This is a genomic window from Stenotrophomonas sp. YJH_SMC_138, from assembly GCF_059369855.1.
In genome coordinates this window covers 179,645-201,229 of sequence record NZ_JCAFTB010000005.1, presented here as the reverse complement: position 1 = coordinate 201,229, position 21,585 = coordinate 179,645, and the positions used below count along the sequence as shown (strand labels likewise).

Below are 21,585 nucleotides of genomic sequence, written 5' to 3'. Positions count from 1 at the left end.
GACCACCCTTCCCGCCACCTGCAACGGCACTATCCAACGAGGTAGCCAGGCCATGATTGATCAGACAGTCGTAGAACTGTCGCGGCTGCAATTCGCGCTGACCGCGATGTACCACTTCCTATTCGTACCGCTCACCCTCGGCCTGTCCTTCATGGTGGCCATCATGGAGAGCGTGTACGTGATGACCGGCAAGGAGATCTGGCGCAGGATGACCCTGTTCTGGGGCGTCCTGTTCGGCATCAACTTCGCCATGGGCGTTGCCACCGGCATCGTCATGGAATTCCAGTTCGGCATGAACTGGTCCTACTACAGCCACTACGTGGGTGACATCTTCGGTGCGCCACTGGCGATCGAAGGCCTGATGGCGTTCTTCCTGGAAGCGACCTTCGTCGGCCTGTTCTTCTTCGGCTGGAACCGCCTGAGCAAGGTCAAGCACCTGATGGTGACCTGGCTGATGGCGCTGGGGACCAACCTGTCGGCGATCTGGATCCTGGTGGCCAATGGCTGGATGCAGAACCCGACCGGTGCGGTGTTCAACCCGGAAACCATGCGCATGGAAGTGGTCGACTTCATGGCGGTGGTGTTCAACCCGGTGGCGCAGGCCAAGTTCGTGCACACCGTCAGCGCCGGCTACGTGACCGGTGCGGTGTTCGTGATGGCGATCAGCGCCCTGTTCCTGCTGCGCAACAAGCACAAGGACCTGGCCCGTCGTTCGTTTGCGGTGGCCGCGGCGTTCGGCCTGCTGTCATCGCTGTCGGTGGTCGTGCTGGGTGACGAGAGCGGTTACGCCGCCAGCGAACACCAGAAGATGAAGCTGGCCGCGATCGAGGCGATGTGGGAGACCGAGCGTGCGCCGGCCGACTTCACCGCCTTCGGCATCCCCAACCAGGAGACTCACCAGAACGACTACGCGGTGAAGATCCCCTACCTGATGGGCCTGATCGCCACCCGCTCGTTGAACCAGCCGATTCCCGGCATCCTGGAACTGGTCGAGCGCGCCGAACACCGCGTGCGTGGCGGCCAGCTGGCCTACGGTGCATTGGAACGCCTGCGCGCCAACAAGAACGACGTTGAAGCGCGCGAGATGTTCGACCGCCACTGGCAGGACCTGGGCCACGGCCTGCTGCTCAAGCGCTATCGCGATGACATCCTCAACGCCACCCCGCAGGAGATCTCGCAGGCGGCGATGGACACGGTGCCGCGCGTGATGCCGTTGTTCTGGACCTTCCGCGTGATGGCCGGCCTGGGCTTCTACCTGATCGCCTTCTTCGCACTGGCCTTCTACTACTCGTGCCGCAACAACTTCCAGGACAAGCGCTGGTTCCTCAAGCTGGCCCTGTGGACGCTGCCGGCACCGTGGATCGCGATCGAGTGCGGCTGGTTCGTGGCCGAGTATGGTCGCCAGCCGTGGGCGGTCGATGGCGTGCTGCCGACCTTCTATGCGGCGTCGGGCCTGGCCCTGCATGAAATCGTGCTGACCCTGGCCGGCTTCACTGCCATCTACACCGCGCTGATCGTGGTCGAGATCAAGCTGATGCTCAAGGCGATCCGCAAGGGTCCGGACGAGGTGCTGCCGTCGCTGCAGTCGCCCCAGCCGCATGCTTCCCACAATGCCTCGGCGCCGGCCGCCGGCCAGGCCTGAGGCAGGAGAACCAAGATGGATTTCATTCTTCTGGACTACACCACGCTGCGCGTGATCTGGTGGCTGCTGCTCGGCATCCTGCTGATCGGTTTCGCCGTGATGGATGGTTTCGACCTGGGCGTGGGCACCCTGCTGCCCTTCGTCGCCCGCAACGACGCTGAGCGCCGGCTGGTGATCAATACCATTGGTCCGGTCTGGGAAGGCAACCAGGTGTGGCTGATCCTGGGCGGCGGCGCGATCTTCGCCGCCTGGCCGCCGCTCTACGCGGTCAGCTTCTCCGGGTTCTACCTGGCGATGTTCGTGATCCTGTTCGCCCTGATCCTGCGTCCGGTCGGCTTCAAGTTCCGCAGCAAGATGCCCAGCGAGCGCTGGCGCAACACCTGGGACTGGGCGCTGTTCATCGGTGGCTTCATACCGGCGCTGATCATGGGCGTGGCGGTGGGCAACGTGGTGCTGGGCGTGCCGTTCCACTTCGATGACAGCATGCGCATCTTCTACACCGGCTCGTTCTTCGGCCTGCTGATGCCCTTCGCACTGCTGGCCGGCCTGCTCAGCGTGTCGATGCTGGTCGCCCACGGTGCCGCCATGCTGGTGCTGAAGACCGACGGCCCGGTGGCCGAGCGTGCGGCCCGCTTCGGCAGCATCGCCGCGATCATCGCTTTCGTGCTCTTTGCGGTCGGCGGCGCCTGGGTGGCCTTCGGCCTGCCGGGTTACCAGATCACCTCGCAGGTGGTCACCGACGGCGCCACCAATCCGTTGCTGAAGACCGCCGAACTCGGCGCCGCCGGTGGCTGGATGCGCAACTACAGCACGATGCCGGCCACGATCCTGGCCCCGCTGCTCGGCCTGGCCGGCCTGCTCGCCAGTGCGGTGCTGCTGCGTGCCCGCCGCGGCGGCCTGGCCTTCATTGCCTCCGGTGCGGCCATCGCCGGCATCATCCTGACCGTCGGCTTCGCCATCTTCCCGTTCCTGCTGCCGTCCTCGAGCCAGCCCACCTCCAGCCTGACCGTGTGGGATGCCTCGTCCAGCCACCTGACCCTGTGGATCATGCTGCTGGCCACGGCGGTGTTCCTGCCGATCATCCTCGCCTACACCACCTGGGTGTACCGCGTGCTGAAGGGCAAGACCACCACCGAAGAGATGGGCAACAACCCGAACGCGTATTGATTGCTTGCACGTGTGCCGACCAACGGTCGGCACCTACCCGGAATGAAGGAGACTGATCATGTGGTATTTCGCCTGGATTCTCGGTGCCGGCCTCGCCTCGACGGTGGCCATCCTCAACGGCATGTGGTTCGAAGCCCGCGAGCAGAACCGCATCGAGAAAGAAAATCGTCGCTGAGCTGTAAAAAAACCTTGCCGCCTTGGCCTTCACACGGTATCTTAGGCGGCTCCTTCGGGGTGTAGCTCAGTCTGGTAGAGCGCTACGTTCGGGACGTAGAGGTCGCAGGTTCGAATCCTGTCTCCCCGACCACTTCGGTGGTCGCATTGAAGCCTGGTGAAGTCGTCCAGGCTTTTTTGTTCCCTGAAGTGGCACTGCTTCGGCAGTGTGAAGAAAACAGCATTCACCCCTTGCCGCCATCGGGGTGAATCGCTAGAATAGGCGGCTCCCTTCGGGGTGTAGCTCAGTCTGGTAGAGCGCTACGTTCGGGACGTAGAGGTCGCAGGTTCGAATCCTGTCTCCCCGACCACTTCGGTGGTCACCAAGAAGCCTGGAAGACATCACTGTCCTCCGGGTTTTTTTGTATCAGGCACCTGGCCGCCCGCATGACGGGACCTTGCCGGAGCCCGCACGTACAATGGCCGCGCTGCCGGCCCGCCAGCAGCCCCTCCCCCACCTGCCGCTTCGGCGTAGACCGATGCCGGCGCTGCATGCCATTGCCCCGGCGTGCGACACCTGCAAGGACCACCGATGAGTTCCTCCCCTTCCGATTCGCCGTCGCTGCTGCACGGCCGCGTCCTCGCATTCGCCGCGATCCTGCTGGCAGCGATCAACCTGCGCACCGCGGTCACCTCGATCACCCCGCTGCTGGACGTGCTCGGCCAGCAGTTCGGTTTCGGTACCACCATGACCGGCGTGCTGGGGATGCTGCCGACCGCGTCGTTCGCACTGTTCGGCGTGGCCACGCCGGCACTGGCGCGGCGCCTCGGGCTGGAGCGCACCACGCTGCTGGCGATGGTGATGGCGATGGCCGGCCTGCTGCTGCGTTCCAGCGCCGGCAACGTCGGCACGCTGCTGTTGGGTTCGGTGGTGGCACTGGCCGGCATGGGCATCGGCAACGTGGTGGTGCCGCCGCTGGTGAAGCGCTACTTCGCCAACAAGGTCGGCACCATGAGCACGCTCTACATCAGCGTGCTGCAGCTGGGCACGATGCTGCCGGCACTGCTGGCGGTGCCGGTGGCCAACGCCGCAGGCTGGCGCGTGTCGCTGGGCATGTGGGCGCTGCTGGCGCTGGCTGCCGCACTGCCGTGGCTGGTGCTGGCCACGCGCGCGCCGAAGCCCCAGTCCGACGCATCCGATCCGACCGCGCAGCCGCACGGCAAGGTCTGGCGCACGTCACTGGGCTGGAGCATGACGCTGATGTTCGGCATGACCTCGCTGATGACCTACTCGATGTTCACCTGGCTGCCGCGCATCGTGGTCGAGGCCGGTGGCACGCCCGCGTTCGGTGGCGTGATGGTCGCCGTGTTCTCGGCGCTGGGCCTGCTGCCATCGCTGGTCATTCCGTCGATGGCGGTGCGCATGCAGAACCCGTTCCCGCTGGTGCTGATTGGCTTCTTCTCGTTCGTGATCGCCTTCACCGGCCTGCTGCTGGCACCGATGAAGGCCCCCCTGCTGTGGGCCTGCCTGCTCGGCGTCGGCCCATCCACCTTCCCGCTGGCACTGACCCTGATCAACCTGCGCACCCGCACCCCGACCGGCTCGGCGGCGCTGTCCGGCTTCATGCAGGGCGTGGGCTACAGCTTCAGCTGCCTGGGCCCGTTCCTGGTCGGCTGGCTGCACACGGTCAGCGACGGCTGGACCCTCCCGTTCAGCTTCCTGTTCGGCTGCGCCGCCCTGATGCTGTGCGCTTCGTGGGTGGCCTGCAAGCCGCGCAAGCTGGAAGATCTCTGGTAAGCCACGTGGGGCCCGCAACCGGGCCCACCTACCATTCGTCAGCCCGTCTGCGCATTTTGACGCCGGGCTGACAATTCCGGGCGGATAGTGCCCACGAATGCCCATCCTTGCCGCGTGCCGGCATCGGGCATGGGGGCGGCAGCGCCGCCCGGGCCACCACTCGGTGTGCGGGGGACTTTCGTTTCAGACAAGACATCGCAGGTCGCTGTCCGGGTTGTATCCGTCTTCGCTGGGCGGGAATGCACGAAGGGAGTGACGCGGGCCACGGCCACGCCAAAAGCTGGCATGTGATGTGCGTCACATTTTTCAGGTTGTCTGGTTCGGAAGCCAAGGGGGTCCCCAATGGTTGTCCACCGCCGGCTGGCGCTCTGCGTCGGCCTCGCCTGCACCGCCCTGGCCTGGGCCAGCAGCGCTGCACCGCCCGACCGCGAAGCAGCGTTGGCCGAGATCGGCCGCTATCGAGACCAGGCGCGTTGGCTGGACGCCCTGGGCGCGATCGAGCGCGCCAGCCAGCAGCAACCCAACGACGACCTGCTGTTCAAGCTACGCGTATTGACGCTGGGCGACATCGGCAACGCCTGGCGTGCGTGGGAGCTGTACCAGCAGCGCCCGCAACTGTTCGACGCTGCGCAGAAACAGCGCCTGGAAGGCGACTACCTGGCCAAGCTGGTGGTCTGGAGCCTGGCCTACAGCAGCAGCGAGGACAGCCGCCTGGAAGAAGCCGAATCGACCCTGGCCCGCATGCAGCGCTACCTCGGCGGCGAAGGCACGCCGCCCTCGCAGGCACCACTGCGGATCCGCATGGACCGGCTGGTCCTGCTCAACCGGCTGGGCCGCCATGCACAGGTCCGCGAGGAAGCGCGGGCACTGCAGGCCGAAGGCCACACCCTGCCCGACTACGTGCTGCCCGCAGTGGGCGATTCGTTGATGGGCACCCTGCACCCTGAAGAAGCCATCCCGGTGCTGCAGGCGGCCGTCGCTGGCGACCCGACGCGCGACGCCTCGCATTCGGAACTGGCTTACGCCTACCTGGAAAGCGAGCAGCAGGAAAAGGCCATCGACCTGCTGCAGGCATGGCGCGACAAGGAGCCGGCGTGGCGCTGGAGCAACGGCAAGTCGCCGTACGCGAACTGGTCGCGCTACGAGGCCGATCTCAACCTGGCGATGGTGCGCGCCTACAGCGGCGACCTGCACACCGCGCAGCACGACCTGGAGTCGATGGTCGAGATCGCACCCGGCAACGGCGGGCTGCAGAGTGCGCTGGGCAGCGTCTACATGATGCGCGGCTGGCCACGCCGGGCGCTGCAGCGCCAGCAGATGGCACACGCGCTCGATCCGCGGGACATCGAACCGCGGCTGGGCATGGAAGAGGCCTATGTCGCCCTGCAGCGCGACGACCTGGCGCGGCCGCTGCACGATGACCTGGTCGCACGCTACCCCACCCAGCCGGCAGTCGAACGCATGGACCAGGCCTGGCGCGCGCATCGCGGCTGGCAGCTGAAGGCATGGACCGACATCGGCCGCAGCTCCGGGGGCGGTGGTACTTCGCCCCTGGGCAACAACGACCGCCACTACGGCGTGGACGTGGAGACGCCGGTCCTTGATGACCGCTGGCGGTTGTTCGCCCTCGCCGACCGTCGCGTGACCGACTTCCAGGACCAGCGCATCGATCCCCTGTGGCTGGGTGCGGGCGTGCGTTACCGCTTCGGGCAACTGGATGCGGAAGCGGCGGTCCTGCGCGCCAACGATCACATCGGCGACACCGGCCTGCGCGTCGGCGTCGGCTGGCAGTTCAACGATTCCTGGCACGCCGGCGTGGTGGTCGCACGCAATGACCCGGAGGCCTCGATGCAGGCGCGCGCGGCCGGCATCACCGCCGACAGCGTGAGCGCACAGGTGGACTACCGGCGCAGCGAGCTCACCCACTGGACGTTCGGCGCGAGCCGCTTCCGCTATGACGACGGCAACCACCGCGAGCTGTTCGGCACCAGCGTCCAACAGCGCCTGCTGACCCGCCCACGCTGGCTGGTCGATGGCCTGGCCAGTGCCTACACCAGTCGCGGCAGCCGCGATGATGCGCCCTACTTCAACCCGAAGCGCGACCGCATGGTCGAGATCGGCCTGCGCATCGACCAGCAGCTGTGGCGGCACTACGAGCGCCACTTCCGGCACCGGCTGACCGTCTCGCTGGGTGACTACTGGCAGGACGGCTTCGGCAGCGCGTTGGTGCCGTCGGTGTCCTACATGCACGAGTGGCAGCTGGGCCCTGGCCGCGTGTTCGAGTATGGCGTGCGGTGGTCACGACCGGTCTACGACGGCCATCGCGAGCGCCATATCGGCTTCGAAGCCGCATTGCGCTGGGGAGACTGACATGGCCCGCTTCCTGCGACTGATCGTGCTCCTGCTGCTGGCCTGCGTGCCACCGGCGTTCGCGCAGCAGCCCCTGCATCTTGATGCGATCGACAACGGCCTGCTGATCCTCAGCTACCACGACATCCGCGACAAGGTGGCCGCCAAGGGTGATGCCGATTCCTATGCGGTGAGCACGCAGAACTTCGCCGCGCACCTGGACTGGCTGGGCGCGCACGGCTACCACCCGGTTTCGCTGTCGCAGCTGATCGAGGCCTCGCAGGGCCGCGCCACGCTGCCTCCCAAGCCGGTGCTGCTGACCTTCGACGATGGCCTGCGCAGCGTCTACGACAAGGCGTTCCCGCTGCTGCAGGCCTACCACTACCCGGCCCTGGTGGCGGTGATCACCGATTACGTGGACATGGCACCGGGCCGCACCATCGACTACGGCTACCGCCCGTTCGGCCATGATGACTTCGTGACCTGGGCGCAGCTGAAGCAGATGCACGACAGTGGCCTGATCGAAGTGGCCAGCCATACCGACGACCTGCACCACGGCGTGCTTGCCAATCCGCAGGGAAACTCCACGCCCGCCGTGGTCACCCGCATCTACACCCCGGCCACGTGCAGCTACGAGAGCGGGACACAGTATGAGCAGCGCCTGCGCACTGATCTTTCGCGCAGCGTGCAGCGCATCCAGCAGCACCTGGGCGTGCGCCCGCGCGCCATCGTCTGGCCATATGCCGCGTACAACCAGTTGAGCAACGACATCGCCGAGCAGCTGGGCATGCCGGTTTCGTTCGACCTGGAAGGCCGTAGCACGCCAGTGGCCAGCGACCTGCACGGGCTGGCACGATTGCTGGTGAGCAACAACCCGACCGTGGAAGGCCTGGCCTACGAACTGCGCCGAGACGTGGCGCTCGATGGCATCCGCGCCCTGCAGATCGATCTGGATGACATGTATGACCCGGATCCAGCGCAGCAGGCACGCAATCTCGATGCATTGATCGAGCGGGTCAAGCGCATCGCGCCGACCCATGTCTATCTGCAGGCCTTTGCCGACCCGGACGGCAACAACACCGCCGATGCGCTGTATTTCCCGAACCGGCACATGCCGATGCGGGCGGACCTGTTCAGCCGCGTCGCCTGGCAGCTGAAATCCCGCGCGGGCGTGAAGGTCTACGCGTGGTTGCCAGTGCTCGGCTTCGAACTGCCCGACCCGGAGCAGCGCAAGGTGCTGGCGATCCGCAATGGGGATGCCGACGGCATGTACCGGTTGGATTTCACCAACCCGAAGGCCAGGCAGATCATGCTCGACATCTACGAGGACCTGGCGGTCAATTCCTACTTCGAGGGCCTGCTGTTCCATGACGACGGCTACCTGCGCGACACCGAGCTGCCCGCCCTGGCGGCCGGCGAAGATGGCAGCGCACGTACCCAGGCACTGATCGACTTCACCCTGGCCCTGCGCAACAGCGCGCAGCGCTGGCGGCCGAAACTGGCAACGGTGCGCAACCTGTATGCCGAGCCGGTACTCCGCCCGCAGAGCGAAGCCTGGTTCGCGCAGCGCCTGGACCTGTTCAACAAGGCCTACGACCAGACGGCGCTGATGGCGATGCCGTGGATGGAAGGCAGCAGGCACCCCGAGCGCTGGCTCGACCAGTTGCTGGCCGCGGTACGTGCGCACGACCCGCAGCTTCAGCACACGCTGTTCGAGCTGCAGACCGTCGATTGGCGCAGCGGGCAGCCGATTCCCGCCGGGCGCCTGCGTGCGCAGATCCGCCAGTTGCAGGCGCAGGGCGTGCACCACTTCGCCTGGTACCCCGATGACTTCATCGCCGACCAGCCCTCCACCCGCGATGCCCGCGCGGCAATGTCCGCCGGCAACTTCCCGTACCCGGAGAAGTGACGTGGACATGCATCCGCTGCTGCAGGTCCTGTTCCAGTTCGCCTTCTACTACCCGATGGTGATGGCGTTCTTCTGGATGTCCGGTGGCCTGTACTACTACTTCCGGCGCGAGCGTCACTCACGTCCGCGCAACGATCCGCCCTTGATGATCGCCCCTCCCTTCGCGACCTTGCTGGTGCCCTGCCACAACGAAGCAGAAAACCTGGACGACACGCTCACTGCGGCGCTGGCCCAGCGCTACCCCGCCGATTACGAAGTGATCGCCATCGACGATGGCAGCAGCGATGACACCGGCGCACGGCTGGATGCGCTGGCGGCAAGGCATCCACGGCTTCGCGTGCTGCACCTGGACCGCAACCTGGGCAAGGCCAATGCGCTGCGCATGGGCGCACTGGCCGCACGCTCGGAGTACCTGGTGTGCATCGATGGCGATGCGATGCTGGAAGAGCATGCACTGCACTGGATGGTCTGGCACCTGGTCAGTGGCAACCGGGTCGGTGCGGTCACCGGCAACCCGCGCATCCGCAACCGCTCCACCCTGCTCGGACGCCTGCAGGTGGCGGAATTCTCCTCGATCATCGGCATGATCAAGCGGGCACAGCGCGTGTATGGCCGCATCTTCACCATCTCCGGCGTGATCGCCGGCTTCCGCCGCACTGCCCTGCACCAGGTCGGCTGGTGGTCGGATGACATGGTGACCGAGGACATCGACATCAGCTGGCGCCTGCAGCGCGCGCACTGGGACATCCGCTACGAACCCAATGCGCTGTGCTTCATCCTGATGCCGGAGACGCTCAAGGGCCTCTGGCGGCAGCGCCTGCGCTGGGCCCAGGGCGGCGTGGAAGTGATGCTGCGCCACGCGCGCTCGCTGCTGCACTGGAAAGAGCGGCGCATGTGGGGCGTGCTGCTGGAGTACGTGTTGAGCGTGGTCTGGGCCTACACGATGCTGTTCATCGTGCTGCTGTGGGCACTGGGCAAGTTCATCGAGCTGCCGCCGCAGCTGCATATCGCCAGCCTGCTGCCGGAGTGGCATGGCGTGATCCTGGCGCTGGTCTGCCTGCTGCAGTTCGCCAGCAGCCTGATCATCGACCGGCGTTACGAAACACAGATTGGACGCAATTACTTCTGGGTCATCTGGTACCCGATGGCGTACTGGCTGATCAGCCTTTCCACCACCCTGGTGGCGCTGCCCAAGACGCTGCTGCGCCGTCGCAGCAAGCGCGCCACCTGGACCAGCCCTGACCGGGGGATCCGATGAACGCGCAACGCCCGTCCAACCGCTTCGACTCGCGGATGATCCGCAAGCCGCATCGCCAGCCACACTTCCAGCGCACGGCCTGGGGCTTCGTCACCCTGGCGTTCTGGGGCTTCTACTTCTATCTGTGGGCCCCCCTGGTGACCCTGCTCTCGTGGCTGATCGGTGGCCAGCTGGCCTGGCGGCAGCTCTACGAACGGCAGAACCAGTTCGACCCGTACGTGCTGGTCGCGCTGCCATTGATGCTGCTGTGCGCCAGCGTGCTGCTGATCGCCTGGGCCGAGTACAACCGCGCCCGCTTCCGTGGCCGCGAACGCCGCCTGCCGCGGCCCCTGGCCAGCCTCAACGAAGTGGCCGCCGATCTGGGCGCCAGCACCGGGCTGGCCGAACGCCTGATGGGCTGCAAGGCCGCCACGCTGCACATGGATGATCACGCACGGCCGGTCGGCATCCGCCGCGAGGTGGTGTAACCCGACGACCTGGTAGCTGCCGACCTTGGTCGGCGCTTGGGCCTGGTGGGTGCCGGCCTTGGTCGGCACCGGGGTTTGCCGCGAAGAGCATCTACGCGCCGCGTGGATCCACTTATGTACGCGTCTGCCCTTCGCCGCGCACGACAAATCGTTCAACGGTGAGGGCTTCCAAGCCCATCGGGCCGTAGGCGTGCAGGCGCGTGGTGGAAATACCGATCTCACTGCCCAGGCCCAGCTGGCCACCATCGGAGAAGCGCGACGAAGCGTTGACCATCACCACCGCCGAGCGCAGCGCGTTGACGAAGCGCTCGGCGTGGCCGGTGTCCTCGGTGGCGATCACTTCGGTGTGGTCGGAGGTATAGGTGCGGATGTGCGCGATGGCTGCATCAAGATCATCGACCACGCGCACCGCCAGCACCAGATCGAGGAACTCGGCGGCGTAATCCTCCTCGGTCGCCGCCGTGCTGCCCGGCAGCAACGGCTGCGCCTGCGCATCGGCGCGCAGCTGCACCCCACGCTCACCCAGCGCCTGCGCCACGCGCGGCAGGAACGCGTCAGCCACGGCGCGGTGCACCAGCAGCGTCTCCAGCGAATTGCACGCCGCCGGCCGGCTGCACTTGCCGTCCACCAGCAGGTCGATGGCCTTGCCGAGGTCGGCGCTGGCGTCCACGAACAGGTGGCACACCCCCTTGTAATGCTTGATCACCGGCACGCGCGCGTGCTCGGCCACGAAACGGATCAGGCCTTCGCCGCCACGCGGAATGGCCAAGTCGATCAGCTCATGCAGCTGCAGCAGTTCCAGCATCGCCTCGCGGCGCAGGTCGGTGAGCACGGTCACCGCCGCCGGCGGTACGCCGTTGGCCTTCAATGCACCGGCCAGCGCCTGGGCGATGGCGGTATTGGAGTGGATCGCTTCGGAACCACCGCGCAGGATCACGCCATTGCCGGCCTTCAGGCACAGCGCGGCGGCTTCGGCCGTCACGTTCGGGCGCGCCTCATAGATCATCGCGATCACGCCCAGCGGCACGCGCACCTTCTGCACGCGGATGCCGTTGGGACGTACGTCGTCGCGCGTCACCTGGCCGACCGGGTCAGGCAGCGCGGCCACCTCGCGCACCGCCTCGGCCATCGCGAACAGCCGCGGCGGGTCCAGTGCGAGGCGGTCGAGCATGGCACTGCCAACGCCCTTGTCGCGCGCGGCGGCGAGGTCGCGTGCGTTGCCGGCCAGGATCAGTCCGGCATTTACTTCCAGGGCCTGCGCCATCGCCAGCAGCAGCATGCGTCGCGCCGCACTGTCCAGGCCGGCAACGATCTGCGCTGCATCACGGCAGGCGCGCGCCTGGGCTTCGATTTCGCTCATCGGGGTGTCCTTCAAACCGGTCATGGCAGCACCAGGTCGTCACGATGGACGACGCTACCACCGTAGTTGTAGCCCAGCACGGCCTGGATGTCGCGCGAATGATGGCCGGCGATCCGGCGCACGTCGTCGGCCGCGTACTGGCTGACGCCGCGGGCGACACAGACACGCCCCTGCGGTGCGATCCAGCACACCTGCACCATGTCGCCGCGGCGGAATGCCCCCTCGGCAGCGGTGATGCCGCCGGGCAGCAGCGAGGCGCCCTTCTCCCGCATCGCCTGTGCCGCACCGGCATCGACGACGATCGCGCCCTCGGCCAGCGGCGCGTGCCGCAGCCAGTGCTTGCGGGCAGCCTCGCGGCTGCGTGCGGCGTGGATGCGGGTGCCGAACAGGCGGTCCTGCGCCAGCGCGCGCACCACATCGCTGCTGCGGCCGTTGAACAGGTAGGTTTCGATGCCGAGGCGGCCCGCCTTGGCCGCCGCCTCCAGCTTGGTACGCATGCCGCCGGTGCCGGCGCGCGAGCCGGCGCCGCCGGCCATCGCCAGCACATCGTCACTCAGTTCCGGCACGTCGTGCAGTGGCCGCGCGTCGGCCACGGTGCGCGGATCTGCGCTGTACAGGCCGTCGATGTCGGTGGCGATGAACAGTGCATCGGCATCGACCAGCGCGGCCACGGTCGCGGCCAGGTTGTCGTTGTCACCGAGCTTGAGCTCGTCCACCGATACGGTGTCGTTCTCGTTGACCACCGGCAGCGCACCCAGCCGCAGCAGTTCGCTCAGCGTGGCGCGTGCATTGAGGTAGCGGCGGCGGTTGCGCAGGTCGTCGTGGGTCAGCAGCACCTGCGCCACCGGGCGCTCGAAGAAGCGCTGCCAGAGCCCGATCAGCTGCGCCTGGCCGAGCGCGGCCAGGGCCTGCCGCGCCGCCATCGCCGCACCGGGTTCATCGGCCCGCGGCAGGATCGCGCGCCCCGCCGCAACCGCGCCGGAGGAGACGATCACCACCTCGCGCCCAGCCAGTACGTTGGCGGATACAAACTGGGCCAGGCCCAGCGCGTGGCGTGGCGACAGGCCGCCACCATCGGCCGCCAGCAGGCTGCTGCCAACCTTCAGCACCGCACGCCGCCATGGCGGCAGCGCCTGTTGCGGGAACGGCGAAGCGACGGTGGCGGCGTGCAGGGTCATCGGTCAGGGCCTCAGCGGGTATTCCATTCGTGCACGGTCAGCTCGGAAGCGTGCATCGTCACCAGCGGATCGGTGGCGACGATGGCCCGCGCCTGTTCCAGGCTCTCGACATTGCACAGCACATAGGCGCCACCGCTGCCATCGGCGAAACCACCGGTCAGCTGCAGCTTTCCCTGTGCCTGCAACGCCTCGAGGAAATCGCGGTGCGGCTGCACCGCCGCATCGTTGAAGTCCGGCCGGCGCATCGCCATCACCAGATAGACAGTGCCCGCCATCAGGACAGCGCCTGCCAGCGTGCGCGCAGTTCGTCCAGGCGCAGATCGGCAGCCGAGCCCGGCGATACACGCGCAGCCAGGCTGCCTTCCGGGGTACGTCCCTGCCCTGCGCTGTCGGCACCGGCTGCAGCGGCCTTGTAGGCCTCGCGGAACGGCACACCGGCCACCGCCGCTTCCACGGCGACGTCGGTGGCATACATGCCCGAATCGATCGCTGCGCGCAGCCTGTCGTCACGCCACTCCAGATTGGCCAGCAGCGCCGGCAGCAGTTCCAGCGCGGCCAGGCCACGGCCGAAGCCGTGGAAGATGGCGCCCTTGGACGACTGCAGGTCACGGTGATAACCCGAAGGCAGCGACAGCAGCTGCTCGATCTCGGTGCGCGCGGCGGCGACGCTGGCGTGGGTCGCACGCATCAGCTCGATCACGTCCGGGTTGCGCTTGTTGGGCATGATCGAACTGCCGGTGGTGTACTGCGCCGGCAGCGCGACGAAGCCGAACTCGGCGCTGGTGAACAGCGACAGGTCCCAGGCGATGCGGCGCAGGTCCAGCGTAGCGCCACCGAGTGCTTCCAGCGCGGCCAGCTCGAACTTGCCGCGCGACAGCTGTGCGTAGATCGGCGAGATCTGCATACGCGCGAAACCGAGCGCGGCCGTGGTGTGCTCGCGGTCCAGCGGCAGGTTCACCCCGTAGCCGGCGGCGGTGCCGAGCGGATTGGCGTCGACCAGCGCATGGGTGTCACGGGCGCGGATGGCGTTGTCGATGAAGGCCTCGGCCCATCCGGCCCACCACATGCCGGCCGAAGAGACCACGGCGCGCTGGATATGGGTATAGCCGGGAATCGGCAGGTCCTTCTCGGCCTGCGCACGGTCCAGCGCGATCTTGGCCACGTCGGTGCTGAGCCCGGCCACGCGCAGCAGCTTCTCCTTCAGCCACAGGCGGGTGGCGACCAGGATCTGGTCATTGCGGCTGCGGCCGGTGTGGATCTTGCGGCCAGCGTCGCCGAGGCGTTCGGTCAAACGCGCTTCGATTGCTGAGTGACCGTCTTCGTACTGCGTATCCAGCACGAAGCGGCCTTCACGGAAATCCTGCGCCAGCACGTCGAGCTCGCGCAGCAGGCCTGCCAGCTCGTCGGCGCTGAGGATGCCGATGTGCTGCAGGCCCTGCGCATGCGCGGCGCTGGCAGCGATGTCATGCAGGAAGAACTCGCGGTCGAGGATCACGTCGTCGCCGGCGAGGAAGGTCTGGATCTGGGCGTCGACAGCGACGCCGGGCTTCTGCCAAAGAAGGTCTGCCATGGGGGCTCCGGAAGGCGTGTTCAGTGCGGGATCGACGTCAGTTCGTCGATGCCCAGCGCAAGGTTGAGGTTCTGCATGGCCTGGGTGGCCGCGCCCTTGAGCAGGTTGTCCAAGGTCGCCACCACCACCACCCGCTTGCCGCCCGGGGCCAGGGTGAAGCCACCGACCTGGGCACCGTGGCGGCCGGCGATGCGGCTGACCCACGGCGCTTCATCCACCACTTCGATCAGGGGTTCGCCGGCATAGGCCTGCTGGAAGCGCTCGACGATCTGTTCGCGGGTCTGCACGCGGTTCAGCCACAGGTTGGCGGTCAGCGTGATGCCGCGGAAATGCGGCGCGACGTGCGGCATGAACTCGACGGCCACGCCCAGCTGCACCGACACCTCGCGCTCGTGCACGTGGTTGGTCAGCGCATACGGCATCAGGTTGTCGGCCAGCAGTTCGACGTTGTTCTTGTCCGACGGCGTGGTACCGGCACCGGAGTAGCCGGAGACACCGAAGCACTGCGGCGGGCCGGCCAGCAGGTCCAGCAGCGGATGCACCGCCAGCTGCATCGCCGTGGCATAGCAGCCCGGGTTGCTGATGTGCTTCTGGCCGTTGTAGCGGCCGCGGGTCAGCTCCGGCAGGCCGTAATACCAGCTGTTGTCGAAGCGGTAGTCGGCCGAGAGATCGACGATGACGGTGTCCGGCTTGGCGGCTTCAAGCGCGGCCACGAACGGTGCGGCCAGGCCGTTGGGCAGGGCCAGGATCACCGCGTCCACGCCTTTGGCGGCCACCGCGTCGGCATCCAGGTTCTCGTACTGCAGCTCGCCCTGGAACTCCGGGTGGTGGTCGGACAGGCGCTGCCCGGCGCGCTCGCGCGAGGAGACAAAGGCCAGTTCCAGGCGCGGATGGGCGGCCACCAGCTTGATCAGCTCGGCGCCGGTATGGCCGCGGGCCCCGACGATGCCCAGGGTGAAAGTCGAATCGTTCATGCGTGGCTGTCCAGGCGGTACTGCAGGTGGCGCTTCACGCCCTGCCATTCCGCATCGATGATGGAGAAGATGACGGTGTCGCGCGGCGTGCCGTCGGCGTGCCGCTTGTGGTTGCGCAGCACGCCATCCTGCTTGGCGCCGAGGCGTGCGATGGCGGTGCGCGAGGTGAAGTTGAACCAGCTGGTCTCGAACACGACGCTCAGGCACTGCAACCGCTCGAACGCGTGGCTGAGCAGCATCAGCTTGGTCTCGGTGTTGACCCCGGTGCGTTGCGCAGACTCGCCATACCAGGTGTAACCGATACTCAGGCGCGGCACGTCCGCTTGCAGATCGTAGTAGCGGGTGGTGCCGACAATCTGGTCGTTGGCATCGAACACCACGAACGGCAGCACCCTGCCTTCGGCCTGCGCCTGCAGCGCTGCCTGCACGTAGCCGGCCATGGTCTTCGCATCGGGCACCTGGGTGTACCAGAGCCTGGACAACGCGCCATCGCCAAGCGCGCCGCGCAGGCCATCGATATGCCCCATCTGCAGCGGCTCCAGCCGCGCATGGGTGCCCGCCAGCGTAGGGACCTTGGTCCAGTCGGCATGGTTCATGTGTTCAGCCCTGCAGGCTCGGCGCGCGCCGGGCGCAATGGTCGACATAGGTCTTGATCCGGTCGATGCCGTCGGCGCCGAACCAGAACACCTTCCAGTGGTCCTGCTTGTAGCAGCCGTCGGATTCAGCGTAATAGAAGTGGTTGATCGGATTGCCATGGCGCGAACGCCAGAACAGCTGCGGGGTTTCCTCCAGCATCACGTTCCAGACCGCGCGGCCCAGGCCCTCGCCCTGCGCATCGTCGAGCACGGCGAACTTGTCCAGGTACACGCCCTCGGCCTCGTCGGTGAGGATCACCGCGGTGCGGTAGTTCTCGCTGACGTAGGCGCGCAGCAGCTTCGTCTTTTCGAAGTACTCCGGCACCAGGGTGCGGCCGAAGCTGGATTCGATCAGGCCCTTCAGGCGCGGCAGGTCCAGCGCGTTCCAGGCGGTGGCGCGCAGCACCTTCTCGCCCTTGCGCACCAGCGTGCCCGAACCCTTGTGGGTGAACAGTTCCTTGGCCAGGTCGGCCGGGCGCGTGATCGACACCGACGATTCCAGCGGCAGGCGATCGAGCAGATCCTTGATCTGTTCGATCTTCACCTTCATGCCGCCGTGGATCCACGGCTGCGCGATCAGGTGGTCGTACTCGGTGGACAGGTTGATCGAATCGATTACGTTGCCCTGCTCGTCCAGCAGGCCGCCAGTGCCGGTCAGGAAGATGATCTTGTATGGCTGCAGTTCCTGCACCAGCTCGTTGGCGGCGAAGTCGGCGTTGACGTTGAGGATCTGGCCGCCAGCGGTCTCGCCCAGGCTGGTGATGACCGGGATCGACCCGGCACGCAGGCTGGCCTCGATCGGTGCCAGGTTGACCTTCTTCACCTCGCCGACCAGGCCGTAGGTGTCCACGTCCAGGTACTGGGCCTCGAACACGCCGCCGGTGATCGAGGTGGCGCGCGCGCCGTTCTGCTGCAGCGCCTCGACCAGGCGCAGGTTGGACTGCTGGAACACCCGGCGCACGATCGCCAGCGCTTCCGGCGACGTCACGCGCAGGCCGTTGACGGTCTGCTTCTCGATGCCGGCGGCCGACAGTTCGGCATCCAGCTGCGGGCCGGCACCGTGCAGTACGATCGGGGTCAGCCCGACTTCCTGCAGGAACGACAGCGAAGAGGTCAGCGCGTCGAGGTCGTCGCGCAGCACCGCGCCGCCGACCTTGACCACGGCGAAGCGCTTGGCGTCCAGCTGCGAGAAGCGCTTGAGGTACTGGCTGATCTCCTTCGCGCTGGCCATGCTGGAAAGCAGGCGCACGATGGTCTGGCGGGTCTGGCGGTGGGGCTGGAGGGCAGGAGACATTTCGGTTTCGTCACAGGCGGCGGTCGCCGCGTTGCAGTTCCACCCGGCCAGGGCCGGGCGGCGTTGTAGGGTCGATCAGCCGCCGGCGGCGATGATGCGATGCACGGCGTCGGTGTAGCGCTGCAGCTGCTCCAGCGTCACGAACTCATCGGCGGTGTGGGCCTGGGCGATGTCGCCCGGGCCGAACACCAGCGTGGTGTAGCCACCGGCGGAGAACAGCGAGGCCTCGGTCCAGAAGTCCACCGCGTTGCCGATCGGCAGCTCCAGCGCATCGGCCACATCGCGCGCCAGCAGGCGGCGGTTCTCGGCCTCGGCGATGTCACCGGCCGGCAGGCTGGGGCCACGGAACGTTTCGGTGAACACGGCGGCTTCTGGTTCGGCGAAACCGGCGAAGGTCGCCAGCAGGCCATCGATGTCCATCGACGGCAGCGGGCGGAACCCGAAGCGCACCTCAGCAGCCGGTGCGATCATGTTGGCCTTGATCCCGCCTTCGACGCGACCGATGTTGAAGCGCAGCCCGGTCAGCCCGCCGAAGCGGGCCGAGGCCAGCGATTCCACATGGTCCAGTGCACGGTTGCCCCAGCGCATGGCCTGGTGCAGCGCGCTGGCGGCCGCGTCCTGCTTGCCGGACGCATGGCCGGCGCGGCCGGCGAACTGCATCAGCACCGAGCTGATGCCACGATGCGCCAGCACCGCTTCACTCATGGTCGGCTCGGCCACCAGCACCGCTTCATACGGCAGGCCACGGGCCAGGAACGCGGCGATACAGCGCGGATCGTTGGCTTCCTCGTCGCTGGAGAACAGGAAGGCGGCATCGCCATCGCTGGCATTGGCCGCCGCCACCAGCGCAGCGGCGGCGCCCTTGATGTCACACACGCCCAGGCCGACCACGCGGTCGTCCAGGCGGCGCATCACATGCGGGTCGGCACTCCAGTGCGGCGAGTCCGGCACGGTGTCCAGGTGCACGTTGAACAGGTACTTCGGCGTCCCGCGCACGGCGTACAGGCTGACTGCGCCCGCGCCATGGTCGATCACCTCGACGTTGAAGCCGGGCAGGTTGTCGCGCAGGTAATCGAAGATGCCACCGGTGGTGATCGCACGCGGCGGGTTGCGGGTGTCGAAGGACACCAGGGCCTGCAGGTGATCGAGCGTCTGTTCAAGCATGTGTCTGAATATCCGTAGGGTTCGAAATCGGTAGTGCCGGCCGCTGGCCGGCTCCGCAATGATCCAGCCGTGCCACGAGCCGGCCAGCGGCCGGCACTACCCTCCATCGACGTTGCGAGGCGCCGGCCAGCGGCCGGCACCCCGTCACAGGTCAACCGCGATTGACCTGCGCATAGACAGTGGAGCTCATCCCCAACAGCTTGATGAAGCCTTCAGCCTCCTCCACGCCCCAGTCGGCCGACTGCGCGTAGGTGGCGCCCTTGGTGTTGAGCAGGTGCGGCGACTTCACGGCCACCGCATCGACGCGGCCACCACGGGTTTCCAGCACCACTTCGCCGTTGACCTTGGCCTGCGAGGACTTCAGGAAGGCTTCGATGTCGGTCTTCAGCGGGTCGTGGTAGAAGCCTTCGTACACCAGCTCCACCCACTTGCGCGCCACGTCCGGCTTGAAGCGGTTCTGCTGCTTGGTCAGCACCGCATCTTCCAGCGCACGGTGTGCGGCCAGCAGCGAAACCAGGCCCGGGGCCTCGAACACGATGCGGCCCTTCAGGCCGATCACGGTGTCGCCGGTGTAGACGCCGCGGCCCACGCCGTACGGGGCGAACAGCTTGTTGAGCTGGGCCAGGATCTGGTCGCCCGGCAGCGCCTTGCCGTCCAGTTCGACGGCTTCGCCTTCAACGAACTTCAGGGTCACGGTCAGGGCCTGCTCCGGCCACTCGCTGCGCGGTGCGCACCAACCACGCGCGCCCTCGCCCGGAGCTTCCCACCGGTCGATCTCGCCGCCGGACATGGTCAGGCCCAGCAGGTTCTCGTTGATGGTGTAGGCCTGCTGCTTGGCGCGCACGCCGAAGCCACGCTCTTCCAGGTACTTCTGCTCGTAGGCGCGGGTCTGGGTGTGTTCCTTCTGGATCTCGCGGATCGGCGCGATGATCTGGTAGTCGCCCAGCGCCTTCACGGCCAGGTCGAAGCGGACCTGGTCGTTGCCCATGCCGGTGCAACCGTGGGCGATGATGTTGGTGCCCAGCTCGGCAGCACGCTTCAGCGCGGCATCGACGATCAGGTAGCGGTCCGAGACCAGCAGCGGGTACTGGCCCTGGTAGCCTTCGCCGGCCCACACAAACGGCTTGACGAAGCCTTCCCAGATGGCCGGGCCACCGTTGACGGTAAGGTGGCTCGCCACGCCCAGTTCGGCGGCGCGCTTCTCGATGAAGTCACGCTCTTCATCATCGACGCCGCCGGTGTCGGCGAACACGGTGTGCACGTTGTAGCCGCGCTCCTGCAGGTACGGCACGCAGAAGCTGGTATCCAGGCCGCCGGAGAAGGCGAGAACGACGTCTTTGTTGCTCATGGGGGTCAGGTCCACTTGGGGGATGGGAATTCGGTAGAGCCGACCGTTGGTCGGCTGGAATATTGGATGCGACGCTGCGGGAGCAGCCGACCAACGGTCGGCTCTACCCCTTGTTCGATCTAGCGCCCGGCAACCGCCGCCATGATCGCCTTCTGCACGTGCAGGCGGTTCTCGGCTTCGTTGATGGCGATGCACTGCGGCGAATCCATCACCGCGTCGGTGGCCTTCACGTTGCGGCGCAGCGGCAGGCAGTGGCTGAACACACCATTGTTGGTCAGCGCCATCTTCCGCTCGTCCACGATGAAGTGCTTGAACTGGTCGCGGATCGGCTTCTCCGGTTCCCAGTTGCCGAAGAACGGCAGCGCGCCCCAGCTCTTGGCGTAGACCACGTCGGCGCCGGCGTAGGCGCTGTCGATGTCATGGCTGATCTTCAGCGAGCCGCCGCTCTCGGCCACGTTCTGCTCGGCCCAGCCCATGTAACGCTCGTCGAGGATGTAGTCGGCGGTCGGGCACAGCAGGGTCACGTCCATGCCCATGCGGGTGGCGATGGTCAGCGCCGAATTGGCAACGGCGGTGTTCAGCGGCTTGGGGTGGTAGGTCCAGGTCAGCACGTACTTCTTGCCACGCAGGTCCTGGGTGCCGAAGTGCTCCTGCAGGGCCATGATGTGGGCCAGCTCCTGGCACGGGTGGGTGATGGTCTCCATGTTGATGACCGGCACCGGCGAGTACCTGGCGAAGCTGTTGAGGACGATGTCCTGGCGGTCGTAGGCCCAGTCGATGAACTTGGGGAACGCACGCACGGCGATGATGTCGCAGTAGCGACCCAGCACCTTGGCCACTTCAGCGATGTGCTCTTCGGTATCGCCGTCCATCACCGTGCCGAGGTTGAACTCGATCGGCCACGCATCCTTGCCCGGCTGCAGCACCACCGCGTGGGCACCGAGCTGGAACGCGCCCAGTTCGAAGCTGGTGCGGGTGCGCATGGACGGGTTGAAGAACACCAGCGCGATCGACTTGCCCTTGAGCTGGTCGCCGAGCTTGTTGCGCTTGAACAGCGCCGCCTGGGTCAACAGCGCGTCGAGATCGCTGCGGCTCCAGTCCTGGGTGTTCAGGAAGTGCTTGGGGGACATCATCTTTCCTTGCGTGGCGGCGCCGGTTTCGACGCGGTGGAAGGGAAAACAGGAATCAAAGGTGGAGCGGGAAGATTGCAGTTGCAGCTTTCAGAAGATGCATTTTCGAAGCGCGGAAACGAAAAAACCCAGCCGGCGGGCTGGGTTTTTTCGGACGAACAGCAAAAAGCTCCGGTTACCCAGCGAGAA

At 66.8% G+C, this 21,585-nt stretch carries 18 protein-coding genes and 2 tRNA genes; 10 read left to right on the top strand and 10 right to left on the bottom strand.

All coding sequences use genetic code 11. The annotated features are described in order from the left end of the window. Positions 1 to 52 precede the first annotated feature (52 nt). The 10 genes from AC5P7I_RS12980 to pgaD all read left to right on the top strand — a co-directional run bounded on the left by AC5P7I_RS12980 (position 53) and on the right by pgaD (position 10,743). Complete coding sequence (locus tag AC5P7I_RS12980) at positions 53 to 1,642, top strand: cytochrome ubiquinol oxidase subunit I (protein ID WP_005410352.1); 1,590 nt, start codon at positions 53 to 55, stop codon at positions 1,640 to 1,642. 15 nt (positions 1,643 to 1,657) lie between these two features. After that, positions 1,658 to 2,809, top strand: a complete 1,152-nt coding sequence (gene cydB / locus AC5P7I_RS12975; protein WP_014647773.1) for a cytochrome d ubiquinol oxidase subunit II — start codon at positions 1,658 to 1,660, stop codon at positions 2,807 to 2,809. A 58-nt stretch (positions 2,810 to 2,867) separates the two neighbouring features. Further along, a complete protein-coding gene (gene cydX / locus AC5P7I_RS12970) occupies positions 2,868 to 2,984 on the top strand; it encodes a cytochrome bd-I oxidase subunit CydX (RefSeq protein WP_005410354.1) in 117 nt (38 codons plus the stop codon). A gap of 55 nt (positions 2,985 to 3,039) precedes the next feature. Then, a tRNA-Pro gene (locus AC5P7I_RS12965) sits at positions 3,040 to 3,116 on the top strand. Between the two features lie 140 nt (positions 3,117 to 3,256). Beyond that, a tRNA-Pro gene (locus AC5P7I_RS12960) sits at positions 3,257 to 3,333 on the top strand. A 221-nt stretch (positions 3,334 to 3,554) separates the two neighbouring features. Further along, a complete protein-coding gene (locus AC5P7I_RS12955) occupies positions 3,555 to 4,760 on the top strand; it encodes a CynX/NimT family MFS transporter (RefSeq protein ID WP_049406960.1) in 1,206 nt (401 codons plus the stop codon). Between the two features lie 342 nt (positions 4,761 to 5,102). Continuing rightward, on the top strand, positions 5,103 to 7,130 hold the full coding sequence (gene pgaA, locus AC5P7I_RS12950; protein ID WP_164077496.1) for a poly-beta-1,6 N-acetyl-D-glucosamine export porin PgaA: 2,028 nt from the start codon (positions 5,103 to 5,105) through the stop codon (positions 7,128 to 7,130). A gap of 1 nt (position 7,131) precedes the next feature. After that, positions 7,132 to 9,018: a poly-beta-1,6-N-acetyl-D-glucosamine N-deacetylase PgaB gene (gene pgaB, locus AC5P7I_RS12945; protein ID WP_262087998.1), complete on the top strand. Its 1,887-nt coding sequence runs from the start codon at positions 7,132 to 7,134 to the stop codon at positions 9,016 to 9,018. A gap of 7 nt (positions 9,019 to 9,025) precedes the next feature. Continuing rightward, the gene (gene pgaC / locus AC5P7I_RS12940) at positions 9,026 to 10,276 is read left to right on the top strand and encodes a poly-beta-1,6-N-acetyl-D-glucosamine synthase (RefSeq protein WP_172412062.1); all 1,251 of its coding nucleotides are present in this window, start codon (positions 9,026 to 9,028) and stop codon (positions 10,274 to 10,276) included. Further along, positions 10,273 to 10,743, top strand: coding sequence for a poly-beta-1,6-N-acetyl-D-glucosamine biosynthesis protein PgaD (gene pgaD, locus AC5P7I_RS12935; RefSeq protein ID WP_014647778.1), 471 nt, complete (start codon positions 10,273 to 10,275; stop codon positions 10,741 to 10,743). Before pgaC ends, pgaD begins: the two co-directional genes overlap by 4 nt. Positions 10,744 to 10,855: 112 nt before the next feature. Here the strand turns inward: pgaD and AC5P7I_RS12930 are convergent, their stop codons facing one another. The 10 genes from AC5P7I_RS12930 to AC5P7I_RS12885 all read right to left on the bottom strand — a co-directional run bounded on the left by AC5P7I_RS12930 (position 10,856) and on the right by AC5P7I_RS12885 (position 21,396). After that, positions 10,856 to 12,127, bottom strand: a complete 1,272-nt coding sequence (locus AC5P7I_RS12930) for a glutamate-5-semialdehyde dehydrogenase (protein WP_046431726.1) — start codon at positions 12,125 to 12,127, stop codon at positions 10,856 to 10,858. Beyond that, positions 12,124 to 13,281, bottom strand: a complete 1,158-nt coding sequence (gene proB, locus AC5P7I_RS12925) for a glutamate 5-kinase (RefSeq protein WP_014647780.1) — start codon at positions 13,279 to 13,281, stop codon at positions 12,124 to 12,126. The genes AC5P7I_RS12930 and proB overlap by 4 nt, the downstream gene beginning before the upstream one ends. An 11-nt stretch (positions 13,282 to 13,292) precedes the next feature. After that, positions 13,293 to 13,556, bottom strand: coding sequence for a YciI family protein (locus AC5P7I_RS12920; protein WP_014647781.1), 264 nt, complete (start codon positions 13,554 to 13,556; stop codon positions 13,293 to 13,295). Continuing rightward, entirely contained in the window at positions 13,556 to 14,851 is a 1,296-nt protein-coding gene (gene argH / locus AC5P7I_RS12915; RefSeq protein WP_014647782.1) for an argininosuccinate lyase, read from the bottom strand. Before argH ends, AC5P7I_RS12920 begins: the two co-directional genes overlap by 1 nt. A gap of 20 nt (positions 14,852 to 14,871) precedes the next feature. After that, positions 14,872 to 15,825, bottom strand: a complete 954-nt coding sequence (argC, locus tag AC5P7I_RS12910; RefSeq protein WP_014647783.1) for an N-acetyl-gamma-glutamyl-phosphate reductase — start codon at positions 15,823 to 15,825, stop codon at positions 14,872 to 14,874. After that, positions 15,822 to 16,421, bottom strand: coding sequence for a GNAT family N-acetyltransferase (locus AC5P7I_RS12905; protein ID WP_014647784.1), 600 nt, complete (start codon positions 16,419 to 16,421; stop codon positions 15,822 to 15,824). Before AC5P7I_RS12905 ends, argC begins: the two co-directional genes overlap by 4 nt. 4 nt (positions 16,422 to 16,425) lie before the next feature. Next, positions 16,426 to 17,754, bottom strand: a complete 1,329-nt coding sequence (locus AC5P7I_RS12900; protein ID WP_046431735.1) for an acetylglutamate kinase — start codon at positions 17,752 to 17,754, stop codon at positions 16,426 to 16,428. Between the two features lie 75 nt (positions 17,755 to 17,829). After that, complete coding sequence (locus AC5P7I_RS12895) at positions 17,830 to 18,918, bottom strand: acetylornithine deacetylase (RefSeq protein ID WP_262087999.1); 1,089 nt, start codon at positions 18,916 to 18,918, stop codon at positions 17,830 to 17,832. Between the two features lie 151 nt (positions 18,919 to 19,069). After that, a complete protein-coding gene (locus tag AC5P7I_RS12890; RefSeq protein WP_262088000.1) occupies positions 19,070 to 20,266 on the bottom strand; it encodes an argininosuccinate synthase in 1,197 nt (398 codons plus the stop codon). Positions 20,267 to 20,385: 119 nt separating this feature from the next. Then, on the bottom strand, positions 20,386 to 21,396 hold the full coding sequence (locus tag AC5P7I_RS12885) for an N-acetylornithine carbamoyltransferase (protein ID WP_014647788.1): 1,011 nt from the start codon (positions 21,394 to 21,396) through the stop codon (positions 20,386 to 20,388). Positions 21,397 to 21,585 lie beyond the last annotated feature (189 nt).

Bases quoted from the DNA above. Each gene is read 5' to 3' on its own strand.
- AC5P7I_RS12980 (WP_005410352.1), top strand. From the start codon at position 53: ATGATTGATCAGACAGTCGTAGAACTGTCGCGGCTGCAATTCGCGCTG.
- cydB (WP_014647773.1), top strand. From the start codon at position 1,658: ATGGATTTCATTCTTCTGGACTACACCACGCTGCGCGTGATCTGGTGG.
- cydX (WP_005410354.1), top strand. From the start codon at position 2,868: ATGTGGTATTTCGCCTGGATTCTCGGTGCCGGCCTCGCCTCGACGGTG.
- AC5P7I_RS12955 (WP_049406960.1), top strand. From the start codon at position 3,555: ATGAGTTCCTCCCCTTCCGATTCGCCGTCGCTGCTGCACGGCCGCGTC.
- pgaA (WP_164077496.1), top strand. From the start codon at position 5,103: ATGGTTGTCCACCGCCGGCTGGCGCTCTGCGTCGGCCTCGCCTGCACC.
- pgaB (WP_262087998.1), top strand. From the start codon at position 7,132: ATGGCCCGCTTCCTGCGACTGATCGTGCTCCTGCTGCTGGCCTGCGTG.
- pgaC (WP_172412062.1), top strand. From the start codon at position 9,026: ATGCATCCGCTGCTGCAGGTCCTGTTCCAGTTCGCCTTCTACTACCCG.
- pgaD (WP_014647778.1), top strand. From the start codon at position 10,273: ATGAACGCGCAACGCCCGTCCAACCGCTTCGACTCGCGGATGATCCGC.
- AC5P7I_RS12930 (WP_046431726.1), bottom strand. From the start codon at position 12,127: ATGACCGGTTTGAAGGACACCCCGATGAGCGAAATCGAAGCCCAGGCG.
- proB (WP_014647780.1), bottom strand. From the start codon at position 13,281: ATGACCCTGCACGCCGCCACCGTCGCTTCGCCGTTCCCGCAACAGGCG.
- AC5P7I_RS12920 (WP_014647781.1), bottom strand. From the start codon at position 13,556: ATGGCGGGCACTGTCTATCTGGTGATGGCGATGCGCCGGCCGGACTTC.
- argH (WP_014647782.1), bottom strand. From the start codon at position 14,851: ATGGCAGACCTTCTTTGGCAGAAGCCCGGCGTCGCTGTCGACGCCCAG.
- argC (WP_014647783.1), bottom strand. From the start codon at position 15,825: ATGAACGATTCGACTTTCACCCTGGGCATCGTCGGGGCCCGCGGCCAT.
- AC5P7I_RS12905 (WP_014647784.1), bottom strand. From the start codon at position 16,421: ATGAACCATGCCGACTGGACCAAGGTCCCTACGCTGGCGGGCACCCAT.
- AC5P7I_RS12900 (WP_046431735.1), bottom strand. From the start codon at position 17,754: ATGTCTCCTGCCCTCCAGCCCCACCGCCAGACCCGCCAGACCATCGTG.
- AC5P7I_RS12895 (WP_262087999.1), bottom strand. From the start codon at position 18,918: ATGCTTGAACAGACGCTCGATCACCTGCAGGCCCTGGTGTCCTTCGAC.
- AC5P7I_RS12890 (WP_262088000.1), bottom strand. From the start codon at position 20,266: ATGAGCAACAAAGACGTCGTTCTCGCCTTCTCCGGCGGCCTGGATACC.
- AC5P7I_RS12885 (WP_014647788.1), bottom strand. From the start codon at position 21,396: ATGTCCCCCAAGCACTTCCTGAACACCCAGGACTGGAGCCGCAGCGAT.